Below are 14531 nucleotides of genomic sequence, written 5' to 3' on the forward strand. Positions count from 1 at the left end.
ATTATCTCCTTGTACGTCGAGCTTCAGGTTACGTGTGCAGGCGTGGCAATAGGGCCGCGGCTGCCGCCGCTAGGTCACAGAAACGGGCGCCACGATATCCGCATAGATCAAAATCACGCCCATCAGCATGAGGAACCCGAACATGCCGTAGGCAAAGGGCATCATGCGGGCAACATCCACGGGGGCCGGCTTGGCCAGGCCCCGAACGCGCGCCCACCCATTCTTGATGGCTTGCCACAACGCGGAAGCAATATGGCCGCCGTCAAGTGGCACGAGCGGAATCATGTTGAAGGCAAACAAGGCAAGGTTCAGGCCACCGAGCAGCATCAGCATGTCGCCGATCTTCTGCACGATTCCGTAACCTTCGACGTCCGCGGAAGCGATCTCACCGGCGACCTGCCCCACGCCCACCACGCCGATGACGGAGCTCGCGTCACGTTCTTCGAGTCCGAAGGCGGCACGGGTGGTGTGATACAGCTGCTCAGGCAACGTGGCAATGACCTTCATCGTCTGACCCAGGTAGTCCCACGCCAGCACGGTGCCAGCGGTGAGGGGCTGCTGGAGTACCTGGACGTCGGAGTACATGCCCATGTAACCCACGACCTCGGTCTGTGGATTCCCGTCGCTGTCCGTCAGGGGTTGACCGTTGCTGTCAGTGGCCGTGCGTTCGCGTTCCGCAGGAGACACATCGAGCGTGACGGTTTCTCCGTTGCGGTCCACGACTACCGGGATCGTCTCACCCGCGGCATCGGCGATGATGGCGGTGGCCTGATCCCATTCGGTGACGTCCTCACCGTCCACCGCAACAATGGTGTCGCCCGGCTGGAGACCTGCCTCGACAGCGGGGGATGCAGGATCACCGGAACTACACTCCACGGATCCCTGCGCCGGCACACATGGCACCACTTCGTCCACCGTCAACGTTGTGGTCGGCGCTCCAATGAGCGACAACGTCAAGGTGAACATCACGATCGCCAACGCGAGATTGACGAACGGTCCCCCTGCCATGACGATGACTTTTTTCCACCAGGCCAGGTGATAAAAAGCCCGGTGGTCCTCCCCAGGTTGGATATCTTCCACCGCAACGTCACGAGCATCGGCGATCAACCGACCGGGCCAGCCTTTGACCTTCACGGGCTTGACGCGGTCCTCGGGCGGGATCATTCCCACCAGCTTGACGTAACCACCAAGTGGAATCGCCTTCAGGCCGTATTCGGTCTCTTTGCCCTGGCGCGACCACAAGGTTGGCCCAAAGCCCACGAAGTACTCGCTCACTCGCACACCAAACTTCTTGGCGGGGACCATATGCCCCACCTCGTGCAAAGCGATCGACACCAGAAGGCCCACAATGAGCACCACGACGCCTATGACGGTTGCCATGTCCCTACCTTACGTTTCTCTACCCAGCCGTTGGGCACGTCCTCCAGACACCGAACGCCAGCGTGATCTGGCCCGCGCATCCGCTACGACGTCATCACTTCTGCGGCACGGACACGGGCCCACGCCTCGGCCTCATCGACCGCCTCGAGCGTGAGTTCCGTCGGCGCTTGGTACTCCTCCACAACGCGCCGAACCGTGTCAACGATCCCCAGGAATGGAAGTTCTCCGTCGATAAAAGCTTGGACGCACTCTTCGTTGGCGGCGTTGAAAACAGCGGGGTGGAGAGCCGATGCTTCGACGGCCTGGCGAGCCAAACTCACCGCAGGGAAGGCGTCTTCATCGAGCGGAGCGAAGGTCCATGTGCTCGCCTGGGTCCAGTCCATGCCCGGAGCCGCATCCGCCACGCGCTCGGGCCAGCTCAGGCCGAGCGCGATGGGCAAGCGCATGTCCGGTGGTGAGACCTGCGCAAGTGTTGATCCATCGATGAACTCCACCATGGAGTGGACGATCGACTGCGCATGGACCACGACGTCGATCCGGCCCATCGGGATATCGAAGAGCAGGTGTGCCTCGATCACTTCAAGCGCCTTGTTCACCATCGATGCCGAGTTGATCGTGACGACTGCCCCCATGTCCCACGTGGGGTGTCGTAGAGCGTCAGCAGCAGTGACATCCGCAAGCTCTGCCCGGGAGCGGCCACGGAAGGCTCCGCCCGAGGCCGTGACGACGAGGCGACGGACTTCCTCTGCACGCCCGCCCCGCAGTGCCTGGGCCAGCGCAGAATGTTCGGAGTCCACCGGCACAATCTGGTCGGGCCTTTGTACCGCGGCCTTCACCAGTGCACCACCCGCAACGAGCGACTCTTTGTTGGCAAGCGCCAAGGTGCTGCCTGCGTTCAAAGCAGCGAGTGTGGGGCGCAACCCCACGGAGCCAGTGATGCCGTTCAACACGACGTCCGCGCCCCTCGATGCTGCTTCCACCACTGCGTCCGCGCCGCCAGCGACCTCTACGCCTGGAAGACGGGCAGCCACCTCGCGAGCCGCCTCCGCTCGTGCGACCGCGACGAACTGAGGCCGGAACGTGAGCGCTTGCGTGACGACGGCCTCGACATCGGAGCCTCCCGCAGCGAGGGCTGTGACGTGAAACTGCTCGGGGTTGCGAGCGATGACGTCAAGAGCCTGGGTACCAATCGACCCAGTCGAGCCGAGGAGGGCAACGCTGCGCATGGTGGTCGAACTATCGTGGGCCAACGAGGCGGCAGCACTCACGAAGCACCGAGCAGAATGTCCACGGCACGAGCGAGGTATGCGTCAACAACACGCTCCTCGTACGCCTTCTTGCCGTGGCGGCGCCCGAAAGTCATGTTGCGGATCTCGTCCGGAGTGACAGGCTCACCGCGATCAAAGAACGTGATCAACCGATCGAGCAAAGCGTCCACATCTGCTGCGTCATACCCCGCGCTCAGCGCACCTGGGTGTGCAAAGCGCTCGCCAACGGGACGGCGCAGCCGTGGATACAGGCTCTGAGCCTTGTCGGCCAGATCACGCATCCACGCGTCTTGGCCGTAACTCTTGACATACCGCTCACGCCCACGCATGGCAAACGCCACTTCGAGACGGTCCAGTGCGGCGTCGACCGCTGCGGGAGCGTAGCCGCCATGGGAGAGGTCAAAGCTTGCGCGTCTGACGTCGAACGGATCAAGTTCTCTCGAGCCGGACGGGTCCTCGTATGCCGCGCGCGCATAGTCGAAGAACTCCTCGACGTCTTCTCGCTCGTAGCCCAGTTTGAACACGCTTACTCGGGGGAACAACCCGTTCTTCGCCACTCACGCCTCCTTGATCGCCAGCTGTCCGCAGGCTCCATCGATGTCGCTACCACGAGTATCGCGGATAGTTGTGGGAATTCCATGAGAACGGAGGCGGTTCACGAACTCACGCTCGACTGCTGGGTCCGATGCAGTCCAAATGGAGCCCGGCGTGGGGTTCAGGGGAATCGGGTTGACATGTACCCAGCCTTCTCCCCTGGCGTTGAGCTTCTCGCCGAGCAAGTCAGCGCGATGGGCGTGGTCGTTCATGTCGCGAATCAGGGCGTATTCGATCGAGACTCGACGGCCGGTGGCGTCGAAGTAGCGGCGCGCAGCATCAAGTGCTTCGTCCACAGACCAACGCGTGTTGATCGGCACCAGTTCGTTGCGCAACTCATCGTCGGGCGCATGGAGGCTAAGCGCGAGAGTGACAGGGATGCCCTCCTTCGCCAGCTTGTCGATCGCCGGGACCAGGCCCACGGTCGACACAGTGACGTGACGCGCCGACAAACCGAAGCCTTCGGGCTCCGGCGTCGTCAGCGCACGCACCGTCGCCATGACGGCCTTGTAGTTCGCAAGCGGTTCACCCATGCCCATGAACACCACGTTCGACAAACGCACGGGGTCTCCGCCCAAGTCGCCATCGCGCGCAGCAAGGGCCGCCATCCGCACCTGTTCGATGATCTCTGCCGCCGACAGGTTGCGTGTCAGGCCCATCTGTCCCGTGGCACAGAAGGGGCACGCCATTCCGCAGCCCGCCTGACTGGTGACGCACAGCGTTGCGCGACCGGGGTACTTCATCAGCACGGACTCGACCTTGACGTTGTCGTGCAAGCTCCACAGCGTCTTCTTGGTCGCGCCGCCATCTGCTTCAAGGGACGTGACCTTGGACAACAACGGCGGGAACAACGCCTCGACGAGGCCGTCCCGCGCACCAGCAGGAAGGTCCGTCATGTCCTCAGCGGTAGCCGTGAGGTGCGAGTAGTAGTGGTGAGCCATTTGCTTGGCCCTGAACGCCGGTTGCCCGAGCTCACGCACGGCTTCCTGCCGCTCCTCGCGAGTCAAGTCGGCGAAGTGACGCGGCGGCTTGCCGCGCCGTGGAGCTGCCATCTGCAGCAAAGGTCGTTGTGTCATCACGCTCCCAGGAACAGTGCGAAGACGACGTAGCCCGCGGGGGCGGCCACGACGATTGAGTCCAGACGGTCCATGATCCCACCGTGCCCCGGGATCAGTCCGCTCATGTCTTTGATTTGGATGTCGCGCTTAATCGCGGACTCGGCCAAGTCACCCATCACAGCAGCGATGGTGCAGACGGCACCGACGGCTGCCCCAATCCACCAGCGTCCGTCATAGAAGTAGTGTGCGGCGACTGATGCTGCCACGGTTCCCAGCACGACACCGCCTGCAAATCCCTCCCACGTCTTCTTGGGGCTCACGCGGGGCGCCATCGGGTGTTTGCCGGCAATCATTCCGGCAAACAGACCGCCGGTGTCGTTTCCGACCACCGCGATCACCACAATGAGGACGCGGATCCACCCGTGGTCGGCGATCTCGAGGAGGATGAGGAAGCTGGCGAGGAAGGGAATCCACATCAGGGTGACGATCGACGCCATGGCATCCGCCATGGTGTTCTCTACTCGCTCGTCCGCGACGCGCCATGCCACCACACCGGCGCAACCAACGAGCAGCGCCACCACGAGCCCCTCGGGGCCTCCGGTCCAGGTCGCGACGCCCATCCCGGCTGTCGCCAGCATGATGGGGATGATCGAAATGTGACGCGAGCTCTTGGCCAGCGCCACCTTCCACTCGTAGGTCGCACCCATGCACACGAACACCAGTGCGATGGCGAAGACCAGGGGGTTCCACCACGCGATAGCGAGCGCGCCGATCAGAATGGTGAGACCCACCAGCGTCGCGATGGGCATATTGCGCCCGCCGCGCTGGACCGGTGCGTCCTGCTCCACAGGCGTCTCGACTGCGGTGACGACGGGGTCGATTGCATCGCCGTCGACGCCCTCATCAGGGACATCGGCCTCAGCTCGGGCGCGCTCGCGCGCCTCGGCAACGCTCATCTGGCCTGCGGGGTCATACACGGGCGCGAATACTGGCTCTCCGTGGAGAGCAGGCATCCCAGTACCCGTCACACGCTGCGGGGTGAACTGTTGAGGAGCCGATGCCGGAGCAGGCTCCACATGCTTGTCACGCCGTCGAAAAATACTCATCTGGCGCTACGCCGGATTCCACACGAGGTCAGACCTCGAGCAGTTCGCCTTCCTTCGCAGCAAGCAGCGCGTCAACCGCCTCGACGTGCTTCTTGGTAAGGCCGTCGAGTTCCTTCTCGGCGCGTGCACCATCGTCCTCGCCAACCTCGCCGTCCTTCACAGCGCTGTCGATCTGGTCCTTTGCCTTGCGGCGCATGTTGCGGATCGTGACGCGGGCTTCTTCGGCGCGGGTCTTCGCCAACTTCACGTAGTCACGGCGACGTTCTTCGGTGAGCTGCGGCATGACAATGCGCAGGACGTTGCCGTCGTCCGATGGGTTCACGCCCAGGTCCGAGTTGCGCAACGCGGTCTCGATATCCTTCTTGGCACTCGTGTCGTAGGGAGCGATCATCACCATGCGGGCCTCTGGCACGCTGATCGAAGCCAACTGCTGAAGAGGGGTGGGCGCACCGTAGTAGTCGACCGTGATGTTGGCGAACATTGCGGCCGAAGCCTGGCCGGAGCGAATCGACGCGAAGTTGTCCTTCGCCACGTCGACGGCCTTGTCCATGCTTTCCTCTGCTTCGAGGAGGATCTCGTCAGTCACTTCAGTCTCCTTAAAGGTCAGGCATTACGCCGTGACCAGGGTGCCAATTCTCTCACCGAGCAGCGCTCGGGTCACATTTCCAGGTGCTTCAAGACCAAAGACAACCATGGGCATGCTGTTCTCCATGCACAAGGAGAACGCTGCAGCGTCCATGACTTTCAGACCCTGCTGAAGAGCGTCCCGATAGGTCACGTGCTCCAAGCGTTGAGCGTTCGGGTCTGTGCGAGGGTCAGCGCTGTAGACGGCATCCACGCCGTTCTTGCCCATGATGACCTCGTCGCACCGCACTTCGAGCGCACGCTGAACGGAGACCGTGTCAGTAGAGAAGTACGGCATTCCTGCGCCTGCGCCGAAGATGACAACGCGGCCCTTCTCCATGTGACGCATGGCGCGGCGCGGGATGTATGCCTCCGCGACCTGCCCCATCGTGATGGCCGTCTGGACTCGGGTGTCGACCCCGGCCTGTTCAAGGAAGTCTTGCAGTGCCAAGGCGTTCATGACGGTGCCAAGCATGCCCATGTAGTCAGCGCGGGCACGTTCCATGCCGCGCTCCGACAGCTCTGCGCCACGGAAGAAGTTGCCCCCACCGACGACGATGGCGACCTGTACGCCCTGGTCGACGGCTGCGCCGATCTCGCGAGCGACACGAGAAACCACGTCCGGATCAAGGCCGAGTCGGCCACCACCGAACATTTCTCCAGAGAGCTTCAACAAAACGCGCCGCTGCACCTGGGGCTCCTCCGTGCCCGTCGTCATGTCACTGTCGTCGGGCATGGAGTACCTCCTAGGCGTAGCGGCGCGTTGAGTAGAAAAACTTGTGGAGTTAGGCTCCCACACGGAAGCGGGCGAAGGCTGTTACCTCGCCGCCCACGTTCTCAATGACCTTACCAACCGTAGTCTTGGGGTCCTTAGCGAAAGCCTGGTCTACCAGGGTGTTCTCCTTGAAGAAGCCATTGAGGCGGCCTTCAACGATCTTGGGAAGGGCAGCCTCAGGCTTGCCTTCACCCTTGGCGGTCTCCTCTGCCACGCGGCGCTCGTTCTCAACGACGTCAGCGGGGACGTCGTCACGAACCAGGTAGACGGGCGAGTATGCAGCGATGTGCATGGCGATGTCGCGTGCGACCTCGCCACCCTTCGCGTCCGAACCCACGAGAACGCCCACCTGTGCGGGCAGGTCCTTGTTGGTGCGGTGCAGGTACTCGGTGACCACGGGAGCCTCGATGCGAGCAACGCGGCGCAGGACGACCTTCTCGCCCAGCGTGCCTGCTGCAGCGTCGATGTACGCACCCACGGTGGTGTCCTCGATCGAGGCCTCCAGCGCGGCCTCAGCGTCAGCGGCACCGGAGGCAACGACAGCGGCAAGCACGTCGTTGGCAAGAGAGATGAACTTGTCGTTCTTTGCGACGAAGTCGGTCTCCGAGTTGAGCTCGATCAGGGTGCCCACCTGGCCGCCATCGACGTCAGCAATGGACGCCACGACAAGGCCTTCGGAAGCGGAGCGGCCTTCACGCTTGGCAACGCCCTTCAGTCCCTTGACGCGCAGGATGTCAACGGCCTTGTCCAGGTCGCCTTCTGCCTCGTCGAGAGCCTTCTTAACGTCGAGCATGCCAGCGCCGGTGCGCTCACGGAGCGCCTGAATGTCAGCAACGGTGTAGTTCGCCATGGAAGCGTTCCTTACTTGTCGTCGGAAGCGGCCGGGGCTTCAGCAGCCTCGGTCTCGTCGGCCTTGGCGGCCTTCTTGGCGGGAGCCTTCTTTGCGGGCTTCTCGTCAGCAGGAGCCTCTGCGGCTTCTTCCGACTTGCCCTCGAGCAGCTCGTTCTCCCACTCGGCCAGCGGCTCGGACTCGCCCTCAGCGTTAGCCTCGTCACCCTTGGGGGTGTGGCGGATCTTCAGACCCTCAGCACACGCGTCAGCGATCACGCGGGTCAGCAGCGACACGGCGCGGATCGCGTCGTCGTTGCCGGGGATGCCGTACTGGACCTGGTCGGGGTCACAGTTGGAGTCGAGGATGCCGACGACGGGCACACCAAGCTTGCGAGCCTCGTCAACAGCAAGGTGTTCCTTGTTGGTGTCAACAACCCACACCACGGACGGAACCTTGCCCATGTCACGGATTCCACCGAGGACCTTGTCGAGCTTCTCCTTCTCGCGGCGCAGGCCCAGCAGCTCCTTCTTGGTGCGGCCGGAACCAGCAACGTCGTCGAAGTCGATCTCTTCGAGTTCCTTCAAACGCGCGATGCGCTTGGAGACGGTCTGGAAGTTGGTGAGCATTCCACCCAGCCAGCGCTCGTTCACGTAGGGCATACCTACGCGAGCGGCCTGCTCAGCGATGGGCTCCTGTGCCTGGCGCTTGGTACCCACGAAGAGCACGGTGCCGCCGTGAGCGACGGTGTCGCGCACGAAGGAGTAAGCAGCGTCAATCTTGGCGAGCGACTGCTGGAGGTCAATGATGTAGATGCCATTGCGCTCGGTGAAAATGAAGCGCTTCATCTTGGGGTTCCAGCGGCTGGTCTGGTGTCCGAAGTGGACACCCGAGTCGAGCAGCTGGCGCATGGTCACAACGGCCATGGCTGGTCCTTATCCGCACACATTTCTGTGTGCCTTGCTTAGGGCGGGTGGCTGACCCGCATTGCGGTTGTCGATGAGGACTGCTGAGTCCACATCCCTGGCATCAACGCGGGTTGGGCACCGAGCGGACTCGGACCTCGCCTTTCCCGGCGCAAACTCCCCGGCGAACCGAGAGGATTGCGAATGATGCGCGATGTCATTCGGGCATGCCGAACGCAGGAACGATGATACCTGACGCGGTGGGCCTGGTGCTACGCGGCAGGCCCGCTCCAGTCAGCACCGGTGGCGGCTTCCACAAGCCACGCCCACCGCGCCTACCCTCCACAATGCCCACACGCGACCTTTCGCCGCCATATGCGGTCGCGAGAACGTCAATCATGCCGTTCCCCCGCACTCGCACCATCGTCGCAGTCGCTATCAGCCTTGCAGCACTCACGGTTGCTTCCCTCAGCCACGCGCCATCATCGAGCGCCGACAGCACGGCTCCAACACTCCCCTTGCACTCGCCTGTGGTACCGATCTCCGTCGCCACTTTGGCACACCTGCCTGTGCAGCCGTGGCTCCCTGGACACCGGGGAATCGACCTCGCCGCGGCACAAGGCGACACCGTGTACTCGCCTGGTCCGGGGACGATCACCTTCTCTGGGTTCGTCGTGGACCGGCCAGTCCTCACCGTGACACTCGACAACGGGTTGCGCAGCAGCGTAGAACCCGTGTCAGGCGACCTGGAGGTAGGCACTCGTGTCGCACGGGGAGACGCGATCGGCACCGTGGCCGATGCGCCTAGCCATTGCCGTCCCGACACGTGTGTCCATTGGGGGCTCAGGGATGGAGATCGCTACCTGGACCCGCTTGACTACCTTGACGGCTTCGGCCCCATTCGACTCTTGGCCGGTGCTAGTGACCGACGGCCGTCCGGACAATCCGAGGCTAGAACGCGCCCGTCTTGAGCAGTGACTCGCGCAACTTCTTCACTGCACCTGAATGGATCTGGGAGACACGTGACTCTGTGACCCCCAGGATTTGGCCAATCTGGGCCAGCGTCAGGTTGTCGAAGTAGTACAGGCGCAACACTTCCTGTTCACGGTCGCGCACCCCTTGAATCGCGTGGGCAAGAAGGCTACGCGTCTCCCTGTCTTCGACCGGAATGCTGGCTTCCGGCAGCGCGACATCCATCGAGGCGTCGAGCGTGCTGTTGTCGCCCCCAGCGATCATGCCGTCCAGCGCTGCCACGTGAGAGAGTGCCACCTGAGCCCTGACGGTGCGGACCTCGCCCGTCGCCCAGCCAAGCTGTGCAGCCACATCCTCGTCAGTGACGGGACGCATCAACGTCTGCTCTAGCGCACGCGTGGCCTGCTCAACCGTGCGGGCCTTCGAACGCACCGACCGTGGCACCCAGTCGGCCGCCCGCAACTCGTCGATGATGGCGCCGCGAATGCGTTGCGACGCATAGGTCTCGAACTTGTAGCCGCGCTCGGGCTCAAACTTCTCGACGGCATCGATCAAGCCGAAGAAGCCGTAGGACACGAGGTCCGCAAGCTCCACGGTGTCGGGCAGCCGCCCAATCATGCGCGACGCAACCTGAGAAACAAGCGGCGAAAAGTGGGTGATGAGCCCGTCACGCGCAACCTTGGCGGCGGCGCCGTCGCTCCCGCGAAGGTCGAGCCACCACTGCGATAGGTGGGCCACTTCCGGCGTCACACGGGCCACTGCAGCCGTGTTCATCGTGTCTTCCCTCAGCTCGGACATGTATTCCCCTCAGGCGCGCGGATGCGCGAGTTGGTAGGCGGCGCGAAGCCGGTCGGCGGACACATGCGTATAGCGCTGAGTGGTGTTGAGGCTCGCATGCCCCAACACTTCTTGCACTGAACGCAGATCAGACCCCTCCGTCAGGAGGTGGGTCGCGACGCTGTGACGAAGCGCGTGCGGAGCGACGTCAGGGATGCCAGCGGCGCGGCACAGTCGGTGGATGGCGTCGCGGAGTTGGCGTTGGTCCGCACGCTGGCCGCGACGGCCCAGCATGAGTGCGTCATCAGTCGCTGGACACACCAGGGCGGGGCGTCCGTCAGCGAGCCAGTGTTGGAGCGCCCGAGCGGCAGGTAGGCCAAAGGGCACGATGCGCTCTTTGTTGCCCTTGCCCCTGACGCGGATCAGGCGCTCGTCAAAGTCAAGGTCTGAGGTGTTGGCGGCGGCGAGTTCCCCCACGCGCATACCTGTGGCGTAGAGAAGTTCAGCAACGGCCCAGTCGCGCAGGTGGAGAAGGTCACCGTCGTCGCAACGGGTGCGCGCGAGTTCGAGCATTGACACGATGTCACTGGGACTCACGACTTCAGGAAGGGTGCTCGACGCTCGAGCGGAGGCCAGCCGAGCCGCCGGATTGCTGGGGACCAGTTCCGCATCGCTGGCCCAGGTGTAGAAGGTCCGTGCAGCGGCACCGCGCCGGGCCATCGTCGTTCGCGAAAGCCCGTGGCTCGACATGGAAGCGAGCCACGCTCGCAAGTCGGCGAGACCCAGGCGCGGTAGGACCGTGTCGGGATCACCGGGTTCGCCCGCGATGAACTGCGTCAAGTGAACAAGGTCTCCCCTGTAGGCGCGCACCGTGTTGTCCGACAGACCGCGCTGATGGCGCAGGTATCTGTCGAAACGCGCGAGCAACTCACTCGCGTCGGATACGTCGGTGCGGGACATGTCGACATCGTGGCACTGTCACACGTGTCAAATCAACCCCTTCAGTCACATTTGTCACATCGGACTCATTTCTTCACTGGCTTTTGATGGCGTTAGATGGCTTTTAATCGTCTTTGGAGGCGCTCTAGGGGTCGCGGACCGTCTCTCCGGGAGTCACCTACGGACGTGTCTCCACTGGCCACTCACCCGCTCTACCAGCCCACTCATCTCAAGCCTGCCCATGCTCACGAGCACGTCCACGGCCGTCAGGCCTGCGTCCTTCGCAACGCGATCAGTGTCCGATCCTCGGCCACCACAAGCGTCGTAGGCTGCACGGTCATTCGGATGCGCAAAATCCGGGACCCCGCAGACATTGTCCAGGCTCAACTCGCCTTGCTCGCATGGATCACGGACCGGTTCCACCAGTTCCAGGACATCCGATGCGGACGTGACCAGCACCGCTTCCTGGTTGCGAATCATCCGGTGGCAGCCTCCAGAGGCCGGCGACGTCACGGGGCCCGGCACCGCGGCGACCGGGCGGGCCAGATCGAGCGCATGCCGCGCAGTCGAGAGCGCACCCGACCTCAGTGCAGCCTCCACCACCACCGTGGCACTCGCCGCGGCGATGATTCGATTGCGTTGCAGGAACCGTGAACGATGCGGCGCAAAGCCAGGCGGCACCTCCGACATGACTGCTCCGTCTCGCACGATCTGAGTCAAGAGGTCGGCGTTTCCCGCCGGGTAAAGCCGATCGACTCCCCCAGCGAGCACGGCAACGGTCACTCCCCCGGCCGCGAGCGCGGCACGATGTGCACGAGCATCGATGCCGTAGGCGCCGCCGGAGATCACGGCGCGCCGCGCATCGGCTATCCCGCTCGCGAGGTCTGCCGCCATGTGCTCTCCATACGCGGTGGCGGATCGGGACCCCACTACGGCGACTCCTGCTGCGAGTGCCGCGTGAATGTCACCGTCACCTCGCACCCACAGCGCGAACGGCGTACGCGGGCCCAAGGCGTCAAGCGCATCGGGCCATTCCGCACTTCCCCGGACCACAACCCTCGCTCCGCATGCGGCCGCCCTGGCTTCAAGAACCCCGGCATCGGCATGGGGCAGGCGTCGTTGCCATCTCTCCACGCCTTGCACCAGCTCCTGCACGTCACGAGCGGTCAGCGAGTCGCGCACGGGCGCGGGCAACGCATCCAATGCCGCGTGGTCGCGAGTCCACCACCTCAAGGCAGCCGCGGGCCCCAGCATGTCGACCAAGGGGCCGGCCGTAGCATCGCCTGGTTCAGCGATCGCCGACCATGCGATGAGGGCCGCGCGCTCTTCTTTGTCCGTCATGCTGCGCTCCTTGTCCTGAGGACCAATGCGGCAGCCACATGGTCGGCAGTGGGCTGGTCCGCGTGTGCAAGGTCCGCAAGGGTCCACGCCACTCGTAGGGTGCGGTCGGCTCCCCTCGCGGTAATCAGGCCTTTGTCCATCGCGGCCAACAGGTCGTGCGTGGCATGCCGGGGAGTATGGTCGCGCAACCACCGCCCCGACACTTCCGCATTGGTGGACCACCCCCACTCGGAGAGTCGCTGAGTAGCCGCCTCACGTGCCGCGTGGACCCGCTTCGCGACGGTGGCGGTGTCCTCACCGGCGTCATCGAACCCCCGTCGCACGGGCCGCACCTCGACTTGCAGGTCGATGCGGTCAAGCAACGGACCCGACAGACGGGAGAAATAGCGTCGTCGTGCGATAGGCGCGCACTCGCACTTGTCCCCAGTCCCGCTGAACTTGCCGCACGGACAGGGATTGGCTGCGAGTACAAGCTGGAAGCGTGCGGGGTATCGCGTGGCCCCCAGGGCACGGTGGAGCACTACCTCGCCGTGCTCCAAGGGCTGGCGCAACGTTTGCAGGACTCGCGTCGCGAACTCGGGTGCCTCGTCCAGGAACAGCACCCCTCCGTGCGCGCGTGAGATCGCGCCGGGCCGTGCCCACGCACTGCCCCCACCCACGATCGATGCCGCCGTCGCAGAGTGGTGGGGCGCCTCGAACGGCGCGCTCCGAATCAATCCGCCACGAGGGTCAAAGGTTCCGGACAACGAGTGCACCGATGTCACCGCGATCGCGTCGCGGTCTCGGAGTTGGGGCAGCAGGCCAGGGAGTCGCGTTGCCAGCATGGTCTTGCCTGCGCCAGGTGGCCCCACCATCAGCAGATGGTGTCCTCCTGCCGCCGCCACCTCGAGTGCTGCTCGCGCCTCAGGTTGGCCGCGAACATCGGAGAGGTCAGGGACTGCTCCGAGCGGGGGCGGAACGGGCGCTGGCGCTACTACGCCTGCTGGCGCCATGGGCTCCGCTTCCGTGGTGTTGCCATAGGCCCGAGCAAGATCCGCAAGATGATCAGCACCCACGACCTCGATGCCAGGGACCAGGGAAGCCTCGGCAACGTTCTCCCGCGGCACCACCATCGCCTTGACCCCCGCTTCCGCCGCGGCAGCGACTGCCGGCAGAATCCCTCGCACCGCACGCACGCGCCCGTCCAGCCCCAACTCCCCCAGGTGGGCGCGGCGAGCCGCGGCACTCGAGTCAATCTCCCCCGCTGCAGCGAGAATGGCGACCGCAATCGCGAGATCGGTACCGGTTCCGGACTTAGGCAGCGACGCCGGGGTGAGGTTGACGGTCACCCTGCGGGAGGGCCACGTGATCCCGGACGATGCGCAGGCAGCCTTGACACGGTCGCGTGCCTCGCTGACGCCAGCATCGGGCAACCCCACCATCGTGAACGCAGGCAAGCCCGAGGCGACGTGAGCCTCCACCTCAATCACATGCCCCGCAAGGCCGGTCAGGACAACGCAGGTAGTGCGGCCGATCATTCGACGCCCTTGAAGTGCTCGATGCGGGCGGCACCCGCCCTAGCCACGGTGACCGCAATCACGTCGATACGGACTTCACGCCAGGTCCGGCCGGAGTGCTGCAACCACATTCCGGCAAGCGCACGGAGTCGTTGCACCTTGCGGACTGTCACGGCCTCCTGCGGCGTTCCAGCCGTGGTGGAACGCCGCGTCTTCACCTCCGCGATGACGACAGTGTCACGATCCAGCGCGATGGCGTCGATCTCCCCACGCGCACATCGCCAGTTGCGCTCCAGGACCGTCCAGCCCTGCTTCTCCATCCACCGGCATGCGACGTCTTCTCCGTAACGTCCCACGAGTTGTGCTGTTGTCACGACTCACCTCCGCGACCAAGAGTCACGGAATGGGCGCTCAGAAACGAGCGGCACGATCAAAGCCGTGGACGGCCCCTCACGCTCGATGAGCCT

General features: G+C 64.1%; 16 protein-coding genes. 1 reads left to right on the forward strand and 15 read right to left on the reverse strand.

The genetic code is table 11. The annotated features are described in order from the left end of the window. Nucleotides 1–69: 69 nt before the first annotated feature. The 10 genes from ON058_RS08220 to ON058_RS08265 form a co-directional block, all read right to left on the reverse strand. The gene (locus tag ON058_RS08220) at nucleotides 70–1380 is read right to left on the reverse strand and encodes an RIP metalloprotease (protein WP_274668565.1); all 1311 of its coding nucleotides are present in this window, start codon (nucleotides 1378–1380) and stop codon (nucleotides 70–72) included. An 83-nt stretch (nucleotides 1381–1463) separates the two neighbouring features. Then, nucleotides 1464–2606 carry a 1-deoxy-D-xylulose-5-phosphate reductoisomerase gene (gene dxr, locus ON058_RS08225; RefSeq protein ID WP_274668566.1) on the reverse strand — a complete coding sequence of 381 codons (1143 nt, stop codon included), beginning with the start codon at nucleotides 2604–2606 and terminating at the stop codon, nucleotides 1464–1466. A 38-nt stretch (nucleotides 2607–2644) separates the two neighbouring features. Next, the gene (locus tag ON058_RS08230) at nucleotides 2645–3205 is read right to left on the reverse strand and encodes a DivIVA domain-containing protein (RefSeq protein WP_274668567.1); all 561 of its coding nucleotides are present in this window, start codon (nucleotides 3203–3205) and stop codon (nucleotides 2645–2647) included. Next, nucleotides 3206–4318, reverse strand: coding sequence for a 23S rRNA (adenine(2503)-C(2))-methyltransferase RlmN (gene rlmN / locus ON058_RS08235; RefSeq protein ID WP_274668568.1), 1113 nt, complete (start codon nucleotides 4316–4318; stop codon nucleotides 3206–3208). Then, on the reverse strand, nucleotides 4318–5406 hold the full coding sequence (locus ON058_RS08240; RefSeq protein ID WP_274668569.1) for a phosphatidate cytidylyltransferase: 1089 nt from the start codon (nucleotides 5404–5406) through the stop codon (nucleotides 4318–4320). Before ON058_RS08240 ends, rlmN begins: the two co-directional genes overlap by 1 nt. Nucleotides 5407–5434: 28 nt before the next feature. Continuing rightward, nucleotides 5435–5992, reverse strand: a complete 558-nt coding sequence (frr, locus tag ON058_RS08245; protein WP_274668570.1) for a ribosome recycling factor — start codon at nucleotides 5990–5992, stop codon at nucleotides 5435–5437. A gap of 24 nt (nucleotides 5993–6016) precedes the next feature. Beyond that, entirely contained in the window at nucleotides 6017–6766 is a 750-nt protein-coding gene (gene pyrH, locus ON058_RS08250) for a UMP kinase (protein ID WP_274668571.1), read from the reverse strand. A 49-nt stretch (nucleotides 6767–6815) separates the two neighbouring features. After that, nucleotides 6816–7655: a translation elongation factor Ts gene (tsf, locus tag ON058_RS08255; RefSeq protein WP_274668572.1), complete on the reverse strand. Its 840-nt coding sequence runs from the start codon at nucleotides 7653–7655 to the stop codon at nucleotides 6816–6818. 11 nt (nucleotides 7656–7666) lie between these two features. After that, nucleotides 7667–8560 carry a 30S ribosomal protein S2 gene (gene rpsB / locus ON058_RS08260; protein WP_274668573.1) on the reverse strand — a complete coding sequence of 298 codons (894 nt, stop codon included), beginning with the start codon at nucleotides 8558–8560 and terminating at the stop codon, nucleotides 7667–7669. A gap of 196 nt (nucleotides 8561–8756) precedes the next feature. After that, a complete protein-coding gene (locus tag ON058_RS08265; RefSeq protein ID WP_274668574.1) occupies nucleotides 8757–8939 on the reverse strand; it encodes a hypothetical protein in 183 nt (60 codons plus the stop codon). Between ON058_RS08265 and ON058_RS08270 the strand changes: the two genes are divergently transcribed. Beyond that, complete coding sequence (locus ON058_RS08270) at nucleotides 8938–9510, forward strand: M23 family metallopeptidase (RefSeq protein WP_274668575.1); 573 nt, start codon at nucleotides 8938–8940, stop codon at nucleotides 9508–9510. The genes ON058_RS08265 and ON058_RS08270 overlap by 2 nt on opposite strands. On the opposite strand, the gene ON058_RS08275 is transcribed toward ON058_RS08270, so the two are convergent. The 5 genes from ON058_RS08275 to ON058_RS08295 all read right to left on the reverse strand — a co-directional run bounded on the left by ON058_RS08275 (nucleotide 9491) and on the right by ON058_RS08295 (nucleotide 14438). Next, complete coding sequence (locus ON058_RS08275; protein WP_274668576.1) at nucleotides 9491–10309, reverse strand: FliA/WhiG family RNA polymerase sigma factor; 819 nt, start codon at nucleotides 10307–10309, stop codon at nucleotides 9491–9493. The genes ON058_RS08270 and ON058_RS08275 overlap by 20 nt on opposite strands. A gap of 9 nt (nucleotides 10310–10318) precedes the next feature. Next, nucleotides 10319–11248 carry a tyrosine-type recombinase/integrase gene (locus ON058_RS08280; RefSeq protein WP_274668577.1) on the reverse strand — a complete coding sequence of 310 codons (930 nt, stop codon included), beginning with the start codon at nucleotides 11246–11248 and terminating at the stop codon, nucleotides 10319–10321. Between the two features lie 153 nt (nucleotides 11249–11401). Further along, nucleotides 11402–12568 (reverse strand): DNA-processing protein DprA, encoded by a 1167-nt coding sequence (gene dprA / locus ON058_RS08285; RefSeq protein ID WP_274668578.1) that lies wholly within the window; start codon nucleotides 12566–12568, stop codon nucleotides 11402–11404. Continuing rightward, on the reverse strand, nucleotides 12565–14085 hold the full coding sequence (locus ON058_RS08290; protein ID WP_274668579.1) for a YifB family Mg chelatase-like AAA ATPase: 1521 nt from the start codon (nucleotides 14083–14085) through the stop codon (nucleotides 12565–12567). Before ON058_RS08290 ends, dprA begins: the two co-directional genes overlap by 4 nt. Further along, on the reverse strand, nucleotides 14082–14438 hold the full coding sequence (locus tag ON058_RS08295; RefSeq protein ID WP_274668580.1) for a YraN family protein: 357 nt from the start codon (nucleotides 14436–14438) through the stop codon (nucleotides 14082–14084). Before ON058_RS08295 ends, ON058_RS08290 begins: the two co-directional genes overlap by 4 nt. Nucleotides 14439–14531: the final 93 nt, after the last annotated feature.

The organism is Demequina sp. B12, assembly GCF_028823635.1.
In the GTDB taxonomy this organism is placed as follows: Bacteria; Actinomycetota; Actinomycetes; order Actinomycetales; family Demequinaceae; genus Demequina.